The following is a 16,663-nucleotide window of genomic DNA, read 5'->3' as shown; positions in this document are numbered from 1 at the left end:
TCGAATTACGCTTTCGGTACTACCGCGACCATGCTGGCAGAAGCGCGATCCGTTAGCGACAGGCCGTTAATGGGGTAGAACAGGGCCACGATGGCAGGAATGGTTACAAACAGGGTAGCGGCATTCAGGTAATAGGCGCCCAGCAAGGCAACGAAAAGAATAGCGGCTGCAGCGACGTACCGCCGCAATGCCTGGGTCCACGAAACCGATAGTCCGTTCAGGTTCTGGACACGTATGCGCCAGGCCTGCATGCCCAGGGTCTGGCCGGTTCTGGTCCAGAAATAACCGAAGAACAGATAGAGCACCAGAAACAGCACGAAAGTCAGAGCGGGGTCGGCGCCAATCGAGCCCTCCTCGGCCATCTGTTCGTACCTATCCCAGCCAATCAGATAACCGGCGACGATCGTGTAGGCCCAGGTGGTGACCAGCAAAACCGCAACGCTGATCAGACCGTCATAAACCACCGCCATCAACCGCTTTATAAAGGTTGCGGGTGCCAGCAGTTCGTCATCGGAATGAAAGCGTCTGGGCATGGAGTCTCCTGGGATGTTTCACGTTTTTCCTGATCTCGGCGTGTGCTAGAGTAGCGGATTTGCGAGCGCATGTAATATACAAAGGTATCAAAGGGCTATGAAAACCGCAGAGTTGCGACAGGCGTTTCTGGATTTCTTTAAAAAGCAGGGCCATGCCATTGTGCCGAGCAGTTCATTGGTGCCCGCAGACGACCCTACGTTGTTGTTTACGAATGCCGGCATGAACCAGTTCAAGGACGTTTTTCTGGGCCGGGAAGATCGCGACTATACCCGCGCAACGACTTCGCAGAAATGTGTTCGCGCCGGCGGTAAGCACAACGATCTCGAGAATGTGGGCTACACGGCCCGGCACCATACCTTTTTCGAAATGCTTGGCAACTTCAGCTTTGGCGATTACTTCAAGCGCGAGGCGATCAATTTTGCGTGGACCTTCCTGACCGGCAAGGAAAATCTGGGGCTGCCGGAAGAAAAACTCTGGGTGACGGTTTACGCCTCTGATGACGAAGCCTTCGATATCTGGAACCAGGAAATTGGAGTGCCGGCGGAGCGCATCATCCGGATTGGCGACAATAAGGGTGCGCCCTATGCATCCGATAATTTCTGGCAGATGGGCGACACCGGCCCCTGTGGACCCTGCACCGAAATTTTCTATGACCACGGCCCCGATGTGGCCGGTGGCCCGCCGGGAAGCCCGGAAGAAGACGGCGACCGCTACATCGAGATCTGGAACGTGGTCTTCATGCAGTACAACCGTCAGGCTGACGGCGAGATGCTGCCGCTGCCCAAGCCTTCTGTAGATACCGGTATGGGCCTTGAGCGCATCACTGCGGTGCTACAGGGCGTTCACAGCAACTATGAAATCGATCTGATGCAGGCTCTGCTGAAGGCCGCCTCCGACATTCTTGGCGGCGTACCGACCACCGAAGCCTCCCTGCGCGTGGTCGCGGATCACATCCGCTCCTGCGCTTTCCTGATTGCCGATGGGGTGATGCCATCCAATGAAGGTCGCGGTTTCGTCCTGCGCCGGATTATTCGCCGCGCGGCCCGTCACGGTAACAAACTGGGGGCCACCAAGCCCTTTTTCTATCGTCTGACCAATGCGCTTGTGGAACTGATGGGTGACGCCTATCCACAGCTGGTCAGCAGCCAGAAGCAGATTGAAAAAATCCTGCTGCAGGAAGAAGAGCAGTTTGCCAAAACACTGGATAACGGTCTGCGCCTGCTGGAACAGGACCTTGCCCAGCTCAAAGGCACGGAGATCCCGGGCGAGACCATTTTTACCCTCTATGACACCTACGGATTTCCGGTTGACCTCACTAACGACATCGCCCGTGAGCGCGGCCTGACGCTGGATTATGAAGGCTACGAAAAAGCCATGGAGCGCCAGCGTGAAATGGCCCGTGGCGCCAGCAAGTTTGGTATTGACTACAACGCGGCTGGCATGAAGTTCGAGGGTAAAACCGAGTTTACCGGTTACGAACACATCGACGGCCATGAGAAAATTCGCACGGTTGTGGTTAACGGCACGGAAAAAGCAGCCGAAGCCGGTGATGAGGCGGTGGTGGTGCTGGAGCGTACACCTTTTTACGCGGAATCCGGCGGGCAGGTAGGCGATACCGGGCTGCTAACCTGGAGCGGTGGCCGCTTCAAGGTAACGGATACCCGCAAAGAGGGTGAAAACCACCTGCATATCGGAACGCTGATCGAAGGTGAACTCTTCCCGGGGCTGGAAGTGGATGCACGCATTGATCATGCCCGTCGTGAGCGGACGAAGAAAAACCATTCCGCGACCCATCTGTTGCATGCCGCCCTGAGGAGAGTACTGGGCGAGCACGTCAGCCAGAAAGGTTCCCTGGTAGACCCGGATAAGCTGCGGTTCGACTTTTCCCATTTCGAGCCCGTGACTCCCGAGGAACTCCGGGAGATCGAGCGCCAGGTCAATGAACAGATTCTGGAGAACACGCCGGTCCAGACCGAAATTACGGACATGGAAAAGGCCCAGGAAAAAGGCGCCATGGCCCTGTTCGGCGAAAAGTACGGCGATGTGGTGCGGGTGTTGAGCATGGGCACTGACGCCTATTCGGTTGAGCTGTGTGGGGGTACCCATGTCAGCCGTACCGGAGATATCGGCCTGTTCCGGATTACCTCTGAAAGTGGTATTTCCTCAGGTGTTCGTCGAATCGAAGCGGTCACCGGCTTTGGCGCTCTTGAGTGGGTAGATGAAACCGAGCAGACCCTTCGCCAGGCAGCGAAACTGGTCAAGGGCAGCCGCGAATCCCTGATCGAAAAAGTCCAGCAGACCCTGGATCGCAACCGTCAGCTGGAAAAAGAGATTGATGCCCTTAAGGCGAAGCTGGCCAGCTCTGCAGGTTCCGATCTTGCCGGGTCGGCCGTGGATGTTGGTGGCCTGAAAGTGGTCGCCGCAGAAATGGAAGGCGCGGATCGCAAGGCGTTGATGGAAACCGCTGACCAGCTTAAGAACAAGTTGGGCGAGGGCGTGGTTGTACTGGCCAGTGTTGAGGATGGCAAAGTAACCCTGGTTGCCGGTGTGACCAAGTCAGCGACCGGCAGGATCAAGGCCGGTGACCTGATGAAGCATCTTTCTGGTCAGGTCGATGGCAAAGGTGGCGGCCGACCGGATATGGCTCAGGGTGGCGGCAATGATCCGTCAAAGCTGGCTGGCGCACTGGCTGGCATTCCTGAGTGGGTAAAAAATAATCTGGGTTAACTGTCTGTTTTGACGTCGGGTCTGGGTTTATACTCGCCGGCCTGTTCAGTTCGCAGATCATTCCTGTGATTTATACACCGGGTAGTGAGCCCGGATGCTGATAAAGGTATCGCAAAGATAATGGCGCTTTTGGTTCAGAAATTCGGTGGTACCTCGGTGGGAACCACCGAGCGCATTCAGGCGGTTGCCGAAAAGGTAGCGCGCTTTCGCAGCGAAGGGCATGAAGTGGTGGTGGTGGTTTCAGCCATGAGCGGCGAAACCAACCGCCTGATCGGGCTGGCCAACGAGATTATGGAAGAGCCCACGCCCCGTGAAATGGACGTACTGGTCTCAACCGGCGAGCAGGTCACTATTGCGCTGTTGTCCATGGCGTTGCAGAAGATTGGCTGCGCAGCCCGCTCCTACACGGGTTCCCAGGTCCGTATTCTGACGGACAGTAGCCACACCAAGGCCCGCATCAAACAGATTGACGAGCAGCGCATGCGGGAGGATCTGAATGCCGGCCGCGTGGTGGTGGTTGCAGGCTTTCAGGGGATTGATGAAAGCGGCAGTATCACAACCCTTGGTCGCGGTGGCTCTGATACCACCGCCGTTGCTTTGGCAGCTGCGCTGAAAGCCGATGAATGTCAGATCTATACTGACGTTGATGGCGTCTACACCACGGACCCGCGGGTGGTAGACAGCGCCCGCCGTCTGGACCGGATTACCTTCGAAGAAATGATCGAAATGGCCAGCCTTGGTTCCAAGGTGCTCCAGATCCGTGCGGTGGAATTTGCCGGTAAATACAATGTGCCTTTAAGGGTGCTCTCCAGCTTTGCAGAAGGCGAGGGCACGCTGATTACTCTTGAGGATGAAAACGTCATGGAACAACCGGTTGTCTCCGGCATTGCCTTTAACCGTGATGAAGCAAAGGTCACCATCGCCGGTGTACCTGACACGCCTGGCAGTGCGCTGCGTATTCTGAAGCCGATTAGTGATGCCAACATAGAAGTGGACATGATTGTTCAGAACGTGGGGGCCGATAACCGTACGGACTTCACCTTTACGGTACATCGGAACGATTTCAAGCGAGCGCAGACGATACTCCAGAATGTGGCTGACGAGCTTGGTGCCCGTCAGGTCAGTGGCGACAGCAAGATTGCCAAAGTCAGCATTGTTGGCGTTGGCATGCGATCCCACGCCGGGGTGGCAACCAAAATGTTTGCCGCGCTGTCAGATGAAGGGATCAACATCCTGATGATCTCGACCTCAGAGATTAAGATTTCAGTCGTAATTGACGAGAAATACCTTGAGCTTGCCGTCCGGGCGTTGCACAGTGCCTTTGAGCTGGACAAGCCCGGGGTGGAGGAAGCCTGATCGCAGCCGGTTGACCGGTTAGTGACGCGGGTATAACAGAAGGGAATTATTTGTAGAATCCTGCCAGGCCTCGATTCCTAGGTTCTTATACGGATTTTGATAGACAAGTGATCCCACCATATAAATATAAAGTATACATTTGCCAAAGCAGGCAAGTCTGCGCAAAGGGAGTATAGAGCATGTTGATTTTGACTCGCCGTGTTGGCGAAACCCTGATGGTCGGTGACGACATTACCGTGACCGTTCTTGGGGTGAAGGGGAACCAGGTTCGCATTGGTGTGAATGCACCGAAAGAAGTGGCCGTTCACCGGGAAGAGATTTATCAGCGCATTCAGAGCGAGAAAGGCTCCGAGGAACCGGAACCCGGCAATAGCTGATAAAACTTGTGTCAACCCTATGAAAACAGAAAAATTATGGTAGTATACGCCCCGTTCTCAAGGAGAGGTGGGTGAGTGGCTGAAACCAGCTCCCTGCTAAGGAGCCATACGCATTGCGCGTATCGAGGGTTCGAATCCCTCCCTCTCCGCCATTATTGAATGTGGCGCCGGGAATTAATTGATCTGAGAGTGTTGACGCGCGGCTGTAGCTCAGCTGGATAGAGTACCTGGCTACGAACCAGGCGGTCGGAGGTTCGAATCCTCCCAGCCGCGCCATTTAGTGCAAGTCTTCGGACTTATGTCATAGATCAGACAGTGTGATGCGCGGCTGTAGCTCAGCTGGATAGAGTACCTGGCTACGAACCAGGCGGTCGGAGGTTCGAATCCTCCCAGCCGCGCCATTTTTCAAGATAAATCCTCCTTTTCTCCCCGTTTTACCACATCAAATCATCAGGAATTTCATAACCCGCATAGGGATCATCATCCCCCTGATCGTCTGCTTTGCGCTCATGAAGAGCAATGACTGCTGACTCATCCCTCTCCATAATCTTCCGCGCTACACCCTCAGCCACAACCTCATAAGAATCATTCAGCAGCACAATGGCCAGCCGCCCCCGCGCCAACTGATCAGCCATGGTGTCGGTCACAAAGAGCTTCTTGATCTTCCGGTCATGCACAAACTGGTAAGCCGTCTCTCCACCCGCCCGGTCAAGGCGATTGGCATTAATCAATTGGCGGATCTGTGCCTGGATAGCCTTTCTGTCCGCTTCTTTCTGGCGTGCCAGGTTCAGCTGCCGGTCTTTCTCGGCCTTTTCCTCCCGGGCCTGGCGCGCGCGAAGCTCGGATTCGCTGACTTCCACAGTACCCTTGGGCTGCTGCTTACGCTGCTTTCGTTTCTCATTTTTTACCGCCTTGGCCTTCTTTTCATCGGCGAGTCCGGCTTTCAAGAGTTGATCCTGGAGGGATGGCATAACAGCTCCGTGTAATGGTCGAATTCTGGTAGAATGAAGCAATTATACGCACCCATATCGCCACGTCGAAGCTATCTGCCTTGAAGTGCTCTTTGTCTATCACACCGGGAATTCTGTTTATGCCGTCGTTCAGCCAGCTTGATCTCTCTGCACCTATGCGTGCCAATCTTGAAAAGCTGGGCTTTGATCACCCTACGCCGGTTCAGGAAGCGGCTTTACCTCCTGCGCTGGCGGGCGGAGACGTCATTGCTCAGGCACAGACCGGTAGCGGTAAAACCGCTGCTTTTGGTATTCCAATGGTTGAGCGTCTGGATGCCTCCAGCTTCTCGGTTCAGGGGCTGGTGCTGTGTCCGACCCGGGAACTCGCGGATCAGGTCGCCAAATCACTCCGTGAACTGGCAAGAGCCAAAGACAACGTAAAAATTATTGCACTCTGTGGCGGCGTTTCCATTGGTCCACAGATCGGCTCGTTAAGCCATGGCGCTCACATTGTGGTCGGAACGCCCGGCAGGATTCAGGATCATCTGCGCAAAGGCACCCTGCGTCTTGGCCGCCTTAAGATGCTGGTGCTGGATGAAGCGGACCGAATGCTGGATATGGGCTTTGAAGAGGCCGTTGAAAGTATCATCGCCGAAACACCGGGAAAGCGGCAGACGCTGATGTTTTCGGCAACCTGGCCGAAAGCGATCCGGGGGCTCAGTGAGCGTTATCAGACGGCGCCCGCAGACGTACGAATCGAACAGGCAGCCGTGCTGTCAGATATTACCGAAGAGTTCTACGAGCTGGCGCCGGGCCAACAGGTTGATGCCCTGTGTTCGCTCCTGTCCCGGCATCAGCCGGATTCCTGCATTGCGTTCTGCAATACCAAGCAGCAATGCGATGAGATAGCCGCTGCCCTGAACGACTCTGGATTTTTCGCGCTGGCCCTTCACGGTGATCTGGAGCAGCGGGATCGCGACAGCGTGCTCGTCAGATTCGGTAATAAAAGCTGTTCAGTACTGGTCGCAACCGATGTCGCCGCTCGCGGTCTGGATATCAAGTCTTTGCCACTGGTGGTGAATGTCGAGCCGGCCCGTGACAGCGAGGTGCACACTCACCGTATCGGTCGAACCGGACGGGCAGGGGAGCAGGGCCTTGCAGTAACCTTCTGCACTCCGGCGCAGTCCCACAAGATCAACCGTCTGGAAGCCCAGCGAAACAGCCCTGTGAACTGGCGCGAGACCTCCGATTTACTGGCCACGCCAATCAGGCCGACATCCCCCGCGATGAAGACCTTATGTATCGCCGGTGGCCGCAAAGACAAGGTGCGGCCGGGGGATGTGTTGGGGGCGCTGACCGGCGAGGCCGGCCTTCCCGGCAGTGCCGTCGGAAAAATTGACCTGTTCGATTTCCAGTGCTTCGTTGCGGTAGAAAAAGCGTCTGCAGCGACGGCGCTCAAACGCCTGGAAACCGGGCGGATCAAGGGGCGTAAAATGCGTGTCCGGTATGCATGAATCCGGATATCCCTGCTCGGAAAACCCTTATTGAAAGATGTCATCAGCTTGCTCACTGCAACGGAAAACGGTAAATTACGCGGGATTTTGCCTCTCGAACTGCTCGGGGCGGGCTTCTCCTAAAGGATCAGGCCTTTGCCAGTCCGGGGTTCGGGGAAATCAACACTCAAAACAGGTAGCTTTTCGGTATGAATGAGCAACTGATGTCACAAGCGGTCGATCTGATGGTCGCAGGCATGGGGTTTGTGTTCGTGTTCCTGATTATTCTGGTGTTCGCAACCCTGCTCATGTCAAAACTGGTCCTCCGGTTCAGTCCTGAAGAACCGGCTACTCCGACCAGAACTCCACGTGCAAAATCTTCGGCATCTCCGTCGGTAGATCCTGACACCGCCGAAGCCATTAAAAAAGCCATTGCACAATACCGGTCGCGCCACAAGAAGTGACCCGGTGACAGATTAGAACCTTTAAACAGAAGGCTGACACGATGACTGACACAAAGAAACCGTTAGGGATTACGGATGTTATCCTGCGTGACGCTCACCAGTCCCTGCTGGCGACCCGTATGCGCCTTGATGACATGCTGCCCATTGCCGAGAAGCTCGACAAGGTTGGCTTCTGGTCTCTCGAATCCTGGGGCGGTGCCACATTTGATGCCTGCATTCGCTATCTCGGCGAAGATCCCTGGGAGCGGATTCGCGAACTGAAGAAGGCCATGCCCAATACCCAGCAGCAGATGCTGTTGCGCGGGCAGAACCTTCTGGGCTATCGCCACTACGGCGACGACGTGGTAGAGCGTTTCTGTGATCGTGCCGCTGAAAGTGGTGTTGATGTATTCCGTATCTTCGACGCCATGAATGATCCGAGAAACCTGGCGACCGCCATCAAGGCCGTGAAGAAAACCGGCAAGCATGCGCAGGGCACCATCGCCTATACCACCAGCCCGGTTCACACCATTGAGATGTGGGTGGATATGGCCAAAGAAGTGGCCGAAATGGGCGCTGATTCCATCGCTATCAAGGATATGGCGGGTATTCTGAAGCCCTACGTGGCGTTCGATCTGGTCAGTCGTCTGAAGAAAGAGCTGGATATACCAATTCACATGCAGTGCCATGCGACCACCGGTATGTCCACCGCGACGGCCATCAAGGCCGCTGAAGCCGGCATCGACAACGTCGATACGGCCATTTCCTCAATGAGTATGACCTACGGCCATTCGCCCACTGAAGCCGTGGTTGCGATTCTTGAAGGCACAGACCGCGATACCGGTCTCGACCTGAACCTGCTTGAAGAAATTGCCAGTTATTTCCGTGAAGTGCGCAAGAAGTATGCCCGTTTTGAAGGCAGCCTGCGGGGAACCGATTCCCGCATCCTGATCGCTCAGGTTCCGGGCGGCATGCTGACCAACATGGAAAACCAGCTGAAAGAACAGAATGCTGGTGACAAGTTTGACCAGGTACTGGATGAGATCCCCAAAGTACGCGAAGACCTGGGCTTCATCCCGCTGGTCACGCCAACGTCACAGATCGTTGGTACCCAGGCGGTACTTAATGTGCTGACCGGTGAGCGCTACAAGTCCATCTCCAAAGAGACCTCTGCCATTCTGAAAGGCGAGTACGGCGCTGCGCCGGCTCCCATGAACAAGGAATTGCAGGAGCGGGTTCTGGATGGCAAAGAAGTCATTACCTGTCGCCCGGCGGATCTGATTGAGCCGGAAATGGACAAGCTGACTGACGAACTGAAGCAGATCGCAAAAGAAAAGGATATCAAACTCGCCGAAAACGAGATCGACGATGTTCTGACCTATGCTCTGTTCCCGCAGATTGGTCTGAAATTCCTGGAAAATCGCGGCAACCCGGATGCCTTCGAGCCCGTTCCGACGGCTGAAAGCGCAGCTGCGGCCTCCGCGCCAGCGAAAGCCGGCGGCCCGGAAACCTACACCGTGGAAGTCAACGGCAAGGAATACGTGGTTGCGGTCAGTGAAGGCGGTGAAATCACCCAGATTCAGGGCGGCGACGGTTCCAGTGCCGGTGGTCAGGCTGGAGGCTCTTCTGCCGCGCCAGCACCGGCTGCGGGAGAAGGTGAACCCGTTCCGGCACCCCTGGGTGGCAACATCTTCAAGGTACTGGTCAGCCCCGGCGACGCGGTTGAAGAGGGCGATGTAATGATCATCCTCGAAGCCATGAAGATGGAAACCGAAGTTCGTGCACCCAAGGCCGGTACCATCGGCGAAGTCTTCATCAAGGTCGGTGATGCCGTGTCCGTTGGTGATGAAATGCTGACAATCGGATAAGGGCCAGCATTCCATGGAAAAATTAATGACACTCTGGACAGGTAGTGGCCTGTTCAATATCGAGCTCGGCCAGGTGGTGATGATCGCCGTCGGCCTTCTTCTACTGTTCCTTGCGATCCGCAAGGGGTTTGAGCCTTTGCTTCTGGTACCCATCGGTTTCGGCGGTATTCTGGCTAATATTCCGGAGGCCGGGCTTGCCCTGTCGGCGGCTGAAAATGCTATCCATTTTGCCAAACCCCAGGTCCTTGCGGCCTTGGCGGGCGCTCTTGATGTTGCCTATCAGGCAGGCCAGGCGGTAACGCCGGAAGTCAAGGAAGCATTCAAGATGGCCTACAATGATGCAGGCTATTCTGCCGTCAGCGCCGCTAACTCGATTGCCCAAGACAACGGCTACGGTAACGGCATGTTGTACAACTTCTATACCGTGGTTATCGGCAGCACCATCGGGCCGCTGCTGATCTTCATGGGTGTGGGCGCAATGACAGACTTTGGCCCGCTGCTGGCTAATCCGAAGACGTTGTTGCTGGGTGCGGCGGCCCAGTTTGGCATCTTCGGCACCGTCATCGGTGCGGCGTTGCTGGACTGGCTGGGCATTCTGGAATTCACCATTCTGGAAGCGGCGGCTATCGGTATCATTGGTGGTGCAGACGGCCCTACGTCGATCTATGTGTCCAGTGTTCTGGCACCGCATCTGATCGGCGCAATTGCGGTATCTGCCTACGCATATATGGCCTTGGTTCCGATGATTCAGCCACCGATCATGAAAGCGTTGACCAGCAAGAAGGAACGCGCGATCAAGATGGAACAGCTGCGTCCGGTGAGCAAGAAGGAAAAGATTGTTTTTCCACTGGTCGTGTTGATTGCCGTGGTGCTGTTCCTGCCGGACGCGGCGCCTCTGCTGGGTATGTTCTGCTTCGGCAACCTGATGCGCGAATGTGGCGTGGTTGAGCGCCTTAGCGATACGGCCCAGAACGCACTGATCAACATCGTGACCATTTTCCTTGGTCTGTCGGTCGGTTCCAAACTTGTGGCAGACAAGTTCCTTGATGGCCAGACCCTCGGTATCCTGGGACTGGGCATTGTCGCCTTTGGTGTTGGTACCGCCTGTGGTGTTCTGATGGCGAAGCTGATGAACAAGTTCACTAAGGAGCCCATCAACCCGTTGATTGGTTCTGCCGGGGTGTCTGCGGTGCCGATGGCAGCGCGGGTATCCAACAAGGTTGGCCTGGAAGCCAACCCGCAGAACTTCCTGCTGATGCACGCGATGGGCCCGAACGTGGCCGGCGTTATCGGCTCTGCGGTAGCTGCCGGTGTGATGATCAAGCTTTTGGGCTGATCATTACTTCGGAGTGTCGAAAACCCTGCCTCTGTGCAGGGTTTTTTGTGTCTAGTGAAAATTCCTGGCATGAACCGGCAAGCTGTTAATCAGATGGCTAAGATCCACAAGCTTCCCCGCCATTACATGAACAATATCCCCCTGTCTTTCCAGCACACCTTTCACATGCAGCAAACGCGCAGTCAGCAATGGCTTACGTTGCTTACGGGCCGTAGCCAGCCACACCACCACGTTTACATTGCCGGTTTCATCCTCCAGAGTCACAAAGGTGACGCCCGAAGCGGTGCCCGGTCGCTGGCGGCCGGTGACCAGGCCGGCAACCTGAACCGGAACGCCTGGCCTGATGTCTTTAAGCTGTTCTGACGTGTAACAGAAACGGAGGTGGCCCTGTTCGCGGAGCAGGGCAAGGGGGTGTCGCTGCAATGTGAGTCCCTGGCTGGCGTAGTCGGCCAGGATGTTCTGGCCTTCGGTGGGTTCGGGAAGCTGATGGCAGATGTTCGCGGCGTAAGCCGGTGCTGCGTCGGCGGCAAACAGAGCGCTTGGCTGTTCATGGTCAAGCAGTTGCCAGTAGGCCTGGTGGCGGTTGGCGGTGAAATCCGGCATGGCATTGGCGCCTGCCAGCAGTTCCATGTCGCGCTGGTTCAGGCCGGCAAGTCGTCGAACCTCATCCGTGCTGCGATAGCCGTCAGCAGGGCGGTTCTGGCATAGCCGTTTTGCGCCTTCCCCGGAGAGGCCTTGAATCTGCCGCAGGCCTAGCCGCAGGTTCAGTTCCGGCCCTTCAAGGGTGTGGTTGGGCTGGCTGTGGTTCACGTCAGGTGGAAGTACCACCACGCCATGGCGGCGGGCGTCCTGTACCAGCTGGGCAGGGGAGTAGAACCCCATTGGCTGGCTGTTCAGTAGGGCGCAGTAAAACGCAGCCGGGTAGTGACATTTGATCCAGGCGGAGACGTACACCAGCAGGGCGAAGCTGGCAGCGTGGGATTCCGGGAAGCCGTAGCCGCCGAAGCCGCAAATCTGCTGATAGAGGCGTTCCGCAAAATCTTCGTCGTGGCCCCGTTCGAGCATGCCGGTCATCAGTTTTTCCCGGAAAGGTGTAAGGTCGCCGTGGGACTTCCAGGCTGCCATCGCGCGGCGAAGTTTGTCGGCTTCGCCGGCGGAAAAACCGGCAGCGACCATGGCCAGTTTGATCACCTGTTCCTGGAAGATAGGCACGCCAAGTGTGCGTTCCAGAACGGCTCGGATGGCATCGTTGGGGTAGTCTACCGGTTCCAGTCCGTGCTTGCGGCGCAGGTAGGGATGCACCATGTCGCCCTGGATGGGGCCGGGGCGGACTATGGCTACTTCTACTACCAGGTCGTAATAAGTGGAGGGCTTCAGCCGCGGCAGCATGTTGATCTGGGCCCTTGATTCCACCTGGAATACGCCAATGCTGTCGCCCTGCTGGAGCATCTGGTAGGTGGCTCTGTCTTCCTGGGGCACGTCCTGGATGGTGAAGGTCTCGCCTTTCTGTTCGCTGACCAGTTCCAGTGCCCGGCGAATGGCGGACAGCATGCCCAGAGCCAGTACGTCCACTTTCATCAGGCCCAGGCTTTCCAGGTCCTCTTTATCCCACTGAATCACGGTGCGATCCGCCATGGCGGCGTTTTCCACCGGCACCAGGTCAGCCAAAGGCCCGGCGCTGATAACGAAGCCGCCCACATGCTGGGACAGGTGCCGGGGAAATCCGAGCAGGGTGTTCACCAGAATGAAAAACTGGTCGGCGGTTTTCGGGTTCCGGGTCAGGTGTTTGTCAAGAATCTGCTGGCGCCAGTCAGTGGCTTTATCCCGCCAGTCAATGCCGTCCAGTAGCTGTTCCACCAGCGCCGGGTCGAATCCCAGCGCCTTGCCCACATCACGAATGGCGCTTTTGGGCCGGTAGCGGATCACCGTTGCCGCCAGTGCTGCCCGTTCTCGACCGTAACGTCGGTAAATGTACTGGATGACTTCTTCGCGCCTCTGGTGCTCGAAATCCACGTCGATATCCGGTGGCTCGTTGCGGTCTTTGGAGATGAAGCGCTCGAACAGCAGCTCAACCCTGGCGGGATTGACCTCGGTAATACCAAGGCAGTAGCAGACCGCAGAATTGGCGGCGGAACCCCGGCCCTGGCAGAGAATGTCCTGGCTGCGGGCAAAGGCGACGATATCCTGGATGGTCAGGAAATAGTGCTCGTAGGCCATTTCTGAAATCAGGGCCAGTTCTTTACGGATCAGCCCCTGAACTTTCAGGGGGGTACCTTGCGGATAGCGCCGTTGTTCACCCTCGCGGGTCAGGCGTTTCAGATAAGCGGCCGGGGTTTCGCCATCCGGTACCAGGTCCGGGGGGTATTCGTAGCGCAGGCTGCCGGGTTCAAAGGTGCACTGGTTAGCGATGGTGAGGGTTTCTTTCAGCCAGGCATCGGGAAAAAGTCTGTCCAGCACCGGCAGTGGGCGCAGGTAACGTTCGCCGTTCTGGAACAGGCAGTGGCCCGCGTTTTCAAGGGTGGTGTGGCTCCTGAGGGCAGTCAGTACATCCTGAAGTGGCTGTCGTTCCCGGCTGTGCATATGTACTTCACCCACAGCGGTAATGGGGCAGCGCAGGTGGTCGGCCAGCCAGCGCACCCGATCCAGTTGCTGTTTCTCGCCGGATTCCAAGCAGCGGGAGGCAGCAATCCAGAACCCCGGGTCAAACAGGCGGTGAAGCCACTGGCCACAGGCCAGGGCCTGGTCGGCATCGGCCTCATTGGGTGAGGGGGGCAACCACAGGCACAGGCAGTCACCCAGGTTTTGGGTTTCCACATCGGCTGCAAACAGCCGGTACTGGCCTTTATCGGCCCGGCGGCGGGCGGTGGTGATCAGCTGGCAAAGCTGGCCATAGCCTTTCCGGGTTTTTGCCAGCAGGATAAAGCAGGGTATAGCCGCCCCGGGCGGTGCGTTTTCCAGACTGAACCAGCTTCCGGTAATCAGTTTGATGGGCTGGTCTTTAACGGCAGCCCAGGCCCTGGGAATACCCGCCACCGAGCAGGCATCGGTAATTGCCAGTGCCTGATAGCCCAATGCCAGTGCCTGTTCTGACAGTTCGTGGGGGTGGGAGGCGCCGGTCAGAAAAGTGAAGTTGCTGAAGCAGAAAAGCTCAGCATAAGCGGCGCCGCTTTCTGATACATCAGCCATCAGCCAAACCATCCGTGAACAAACCAGCCACTGCGGGCATCGTGAAATACCCAGGCTAGTTGGCCGGTGTGCAGTTGGGCGATGTAGTAATCCCGGTGTACCCGTTCACCGTCCCACCAGCCGCCGCTGATTCGTTCCGGGCCCGAGAACCAGCTAGCCGGGGCCTGTGTCAGTGGTTGCGGACCTTTCAAAAGCCAGAGTGGGCGACGGGGCAGCCGGGCCAGTTCATCAGACGATGCCCGCCGGCTGGTCCGGATTACCTCGGAAGCGGACCATGCCCGCTCCGGTCGATGATCTGCCTGGGGCGATAGCTGGGTCAGTGAATCGCTGCCGAGCCTAGCCTGCAGGCGGCTGATCAGGGTATGCCAGGCTTCGTTGAGATCCTGGGTGTCTCCCAGCAGATCCTGTTCATCCGGTGCTTCCCGCCCGATAAAGCGCTTTACCGATAGAATGGCTGCGGTAACCGGTGCCCGCAGGGGGTGCTGTTCAAACCGTATCTGGGCCAGTTTCAGAAAAGCCTCTGCCCGATGTTCGGGGCCGGATGTGCGAATGCGCAGGCGGGTGGGCTCCTGGTGCCGGTGCTGCAGGATCAGCAACAGGCTGTCGGTATCCTGCTGCCGCCAGCACAGGTCGTCTTCCAGTTCCTGAAGCATGCGCTGGAGCGGGAACAGCAGCCCCTGGGAGTGTTCGATGTCCTGTACAAAATCCGTCTGCTGATGAAACCGATGGGGTGGCTGCCAGGGTGTTTGCGGGTCGGGTCGCGTGCCCTGGATTTTCTGGATCCGGGCCAGCACTTCCGGGGATAGCCGTTTTGCCAGGTCTGCGGGGGGCAGGCTGAAAACTTCTCCCAGTGTGTCCAGGCCCAGACGCCGAAGTCGAATACAGGTTTTTTCTTCGAAGCCTGCTTCCTGGGGTGAAAGCCGACCCAGTGCGCGCATGATGTGCCCGGTATCGGCGGTGCATTCGCCCTGGCCGGTTCTTGCGATCAGCTGTGCCGCCAGGGGGGTATGCCCGATAGCAACCCAGGCGTTGAGCTGCCGTTCATTCAGACCCTGCTCAACGGTCTGCCAGGCTGCCGGCAGGCCGCCATACAGTTTCTGCAGGCTACCAATTTCGGCCAGTATGCCGTTAGGCGGCATTGGGACGATATAAGCCGCATAACGGTAAAGCCAGCGGGCCTGATCTTCCAGAATCCGGGTTTCCTGTTGCTCGTCTGCCCGGACAATGTGCAGTTGCGGGCTCAGGCTCAGGGCGGTTTTCAGGCGCATGCCCGTCCGTACACCCTGTTCCTTTGCGGTGGGGCATGCCTGAATGACTTTATGGCCGACACCTTCCACGATTACCAGGGCATCTTGGCTTTCATGAGAGCCATTGGAGCGGCGAAGGTGATCCAGCAACAGGTGAGGGAAGTGCAGATACAGCCAGAGCATATTGAGATCAGCGCCTCGAATCCGGCCAGGGCCCCTGAACCACGCGGGGTGATTCGCAGAAAGATAGGTCCGCCCGGTGCTTCATGGTCAGCGAGCAGTGCTGGCCGGGCCAGCTGCCACGTCTTTTAATGATGTTGATGTTCAGGTTCTGATGTTGGTCCGGTTCCAGGTCCAGACGCAGTGCGGCCGGGGAGTTCTGGTCGGCAAACCGGCGTTCGCGGAACAGCACGCAGACGTTGCTGCCTGCTTCTGCGGCTAGCTGCAGGCGCCTTATATCCCGGGACATCAGCTTGCCCGGCCAGGCCATGACCAGGCCGGTGACCGGTGAACGCAGGCAGTTTTCCAGTGTCCACAGGAAATCGCCCTGGTCACGGGTGTGAATCACCACAATCTGGTCAAGATCAACGCCTTCCCGTGCCAGTGCCGGGGCATAGGGTGTGTGAGGCGGATTCAACCAGAATACGGTTCTGCCGTTGCCCGTCAGTTTTTTTATCAGTGGTAGCAGCAGATGCAGCTCACCGATACCGCTGGCATCCAGCAGGCATTCGCTCAGCGCTCCCCGGGGCCAGCCAATACCGCCAAGCTGGTTGTCCAGCACCTGGTAGCCGGTTGGTTCTGCCGGCTGAGTGCTCTGCCTGTGCCTGCGGCCCTGCCAGATGCGGTCGCTCTGCATCAGGGTGTTCAGAATGTTGCTCATGGGAGAATTCCTGAAATATTGTTTAAATATGGCTATGTTTTCTTGGCTGTTGGCACACCTTAACAGTACTGTATATAACACTGTATAAAGAGTCCATCCTGGATTGCAGCGATTATGTTGGTGCCAAGACCTGGCCTGTCAAAAGACACCTAAGGTGCATGCGGGACAGCCTGATTCTGCAGGCCTTCTAAGGCGGTTGCCTCAGGGCAATCTCATTAGCGGTACAGTTGTCGGATATTATCAACGTGGCTCGATACCTCTGGGCT

The 16,663-nt window shown here is 57.1% G+C and carries 12 protein-coding genes and 3 tRNA genes; 10 read left to right on the top strand and 5 right to left on the bottom strand.

Translation table 11 applies throughout. From position 1 onward, the window contains the following. Window positions 1-5: 5 nt before the first annotated feature. Window positions 6-533, bottom strand: a complete 528-nt coding sequence (locus E5Q11_RS05270) for an RDD family protein (protein WP_135802310.1) — start codon at window positions 531-533, stop codon at window positions 6-8. A 97-nt stretch (window positions 534-630) separates the two neighbouring features. Between E5Q11_RS05270 and alaS the strand changes: the two genes are divergently transcribed. The 6 genes from alaS to E5Q11_RS05240 all read left to right on the top strand — a co-directional run bounded on the left by alaS (window position 631) and on the right by E5Q11_RS05240 (window position 5,395). Continuing rightward, entirely contained in the window at window positions 631-3,261 is a 2,631-nt protein-coding gene (alaS, locus tag E5Q11_RS05265; protein WP_135802309.1) for an alanine--tRNA ligase, read from the top strand. A gap of 120 nt (window positions 3,262-3,381) precedes the next feature. Then, window positions 3,382-4,617, top strand: a complete 1,236-nt coding sequence (locus tag E5Q11_RS05260) for an aspartate kinase (protein WP_135802308.1) — start codon at window positions 3,382-3,384, stop codon at window positions 4,615-4,617. 179 nt (window positions 4,618-4,796) lie between these two features. Beyond that, window positions 4,797-4,994, top strand: coding sequence for a carbon storage regulator CsrA (gene csrA, locus E5Q11_RS05255; RefSeq protein WP_008172808.1), 198 nt, complete (start codon window positions 4,797-4,799; stop codon window positions 4,992-4,994). Between the two features lie 61 nt (window positions 4,995-5,055). Beyond that, a tRNA-Ser gene (locus E5Q11_RS05250) sits at window positions 5,056-5,146 on the top strand. Between the two features lie 47 nt (window positions 5,147-5,193). Continuing rightward, a tRNA-Arg gene (locus E5Q11_RS05245) sits at window positions 5,194-5,270 on the top strand. 48 nt (window positions 5,271-5,318) lie between these two features. Then, window positions 5,319-5,395, top strand: a tRNA-Arg gene (locus E5Q11_RS05240). A gap of 33 nt (window positions 5,396-5,428) precedes the next feature. On the opposite strand, the gene E5Q11_RS05235 is transcribed toward E5Q11_RS05240, so the two are convergent. Next, window positions 5,429-5,965, bottom strand: a complete 537-nt coding sequence (locus E5Q11_RS05235; protein WP_135802307.1) for a DUF2058 domain-containing protein — start codon at window positions 5,963-5,965, stop codon at window positions 5,429-5,431. 119 nt (window positions 5,966-6,084) lie between these two features. On the opposite strand from E5Q11_RS05235, the gene dbpA reads away from it, so the two are divergent. The 4 genes from dbpA (at window position 6,085) to E5Q11_RS05215 (ending at window position 11,084) form a co-directional block, all read left to right on the top strand. Continuing rightward, entirely contained in the window at window positions 6,085-7,458 is a 1,374-nt protein-coding gene (dbpA, locus tag E5Q11_RS05230; RefSeq protein WP_135802306.1) for an ATP-dependent RNA helicase DbpA, read from the top strand. Between the two features lie 188 nt (window positions 7,459-7,646). Beyond that, a complete protein-coding gene (locus E5Q11_RS05225; protein ID WP_135802305.1) occupies window positions 7,647-7,901 on the top strand; it encodes an OadG family protein in 255 nt (84 codons plus the stop codon). Between the two features lie 41 nt (window positions 7,902-7,942). Then, the gene (gene oadA, locus E5Q11_RS05220) at window positions 7,943-9,748 is read left to right on the top strand and encodes a sodium-extruding oxaloacetate decarboxylase subunit alpha (RefSeq protein WP_135802304.1); all 1,806 of its coding nucleotides are present in this window, start codon (window positions 7,943-7,945) and stop codon (window positions 9,746-9,748) included. A gap of 13 nt (window positions 9,749-9,761) precedes the next feature. Further along, complete coding sequence (locus E5Q11_RS05215; RefSeq protein WP_228260622.1) at window positions 9,762-11,084, top strand: sodium ion-translocating decarboxylase subunit beta; 1,323 nt, start codon at window positions 9,762-9,764, stop codon at window positions 11,082-11,084. 51 nt (window positions 11,085-11,135) lie between these two features. Here the strand turns inward: E5Q11_RS05215 and E5Q11_RS05210 are convergent, their stop codons facing one another. From E5Q11_RS05210 to imuA, 3 genes are read right to left on the bottom strand one after another with little or no spacing between them, the layout of a single operon-like run. Next, on the bottom strand, window positions 11,136-14,270 hold the full coding sequence (locus E5Q11_RS05210) for an error-prone DNA polymerase (protein WP_135802302.1): 3,135 nt from the start codon (window positions 14,268-14,270) through the stop codon (window positions 11,136-11,138). Beyond that, the gene (locus tag E5Q11_RS05205) at window positions 14,270-15,700 is read right to left on the bottom strand and encodes a Y-family DNA polymerase (protein ID WP_135802301.1); all 1,431 of its coding nucleotides are present in this window, start codon (window positions 15,698-15,700) and stop codon (window positions 14,270-14,272) included. The genes E5Q11_RS05210 and E5Q11_RS05205 overlap by 1 nt, the downstream gene beginning before the upstream one ends. A 7-nt stretch (window positions 15,701-15,707) precedes the next feature. Then, window positions 15,708-16,397 carry a translesion DNA synthesis-associated protein ImuA gene (gene imuA / locus E5Q11_RS05200; RefSeq protein WP_135802300.1) on the bottom strand — a complete coding sequence of 230 codons (690 nt, stop codon included), beginning with the start codon at window positions 16,395-16,397 and terminating at the stop codon, window positions 15,708-15,710. Window positions 16,398-16,663 lie beyond the last annotated feature (266 nt).

Source organism: Marinobacter confluentis, from assembly GCF_004785685.1.
Classification (GTDB): Bacteria; Pseudomonadota; Gammaproteobacteria; order Pseudomonadales; family Oleiphilaceae; genus Marinobacter; species Marinobacter confluentis.
This window is presented reverse-complemented; position numbering and strand designations above follow the sequence as displayed.

What these genes read in the sequence shown, in the direction of transcription:
- E5Q11_RS05235 (WP_135802307.1), bottom strand. Translation starts at nt 5,965, where the DNA reads ATGCCATCCCTCCAGGATCAACTCTTGAAAGCCGGACTCGCCGATGAA.
- E5Q11_RS05260 (WP_135802308.1), top strand. Translation starts at nt 3,382, where the DNA reads ATGGCGCTTTTGGTTCAGAAATTCGGTGGTACCTCGGTGGGAACCACC.
- oadA (WP_135802304.1), top strand. Translation starts at nt 7,943, where the DNA reads ATGACTGACACAAAGAAACCGTTAGGGATTACGGATGTTATCCTGCGT.
- E5Q11_RS05210 (WP_135802302.1), bottom strand. Translation starts at nt 14,270, where the DNA reads ATGGCTGATGTATCAGAAAGCGGCGCCGCTTATGCTGAGCTTTTCTGC.
- dbpA (WP_135802306.1), top strand. Translation starts at nt 6,085, where the DNA reads ATGCCGTCGTTCAGCCAGCTTGATCTCTCTGCACCTATGCGTGCCAAT.
- E5Q11_RS05215 (WP_228260622.1), top strand. Translation starts at nt 9,762, where the DNA reads ATGGAAAAATTAATGACACTCTGGACAGGTAGTGGCCTGTTCAATATC.
- alaS (WP_135802309.1), top strand. Translation starts at nt 631, where the DNA reads ATGAAAACCGCAGAGTTGCGACAGGCGTTTCTGGATTTCTTTAAAAAG.
- csrA (WP_008172808.1), top strand. Translation starts at nt 4,797, where the DNA reads ATGTTGATTTTGACTCGCCGTGTTGGCGAAACCCTGATGGTCGGTGAC.
- E5Q11_RS05225 (WP_135802305.1), top strand. Translation starts at nt 7,647, where the DNA reads ATGAATGAGCAACTGATGTCACAAGCGGTCGATCTGATGGTCGCAGGC.
- imuA (WP_135802300.1), bottom strand. Translation starts at nt 16,397, where the DNA reads ATGAGCAACATTCTGAACACCCTGATGCAGAGCGACCGCATCTGGCAG.
- E5Q11_RS05270 (WP_135802310.1), bottom strand. Translation starts at nt 533, where the DNA reads ATGCCCAGACGCTTTCATTCCGATGACGAACTGCTGGCACCCGCAACC.
- E5Q11_RS05205 (WP_135802301.1), bottom strand. Translation starts at nt 15,700, where the DNA reads ATGCTCTGGCTGTATCTGCACTTCCCTCACCTGTTGCTGGATCACCTT.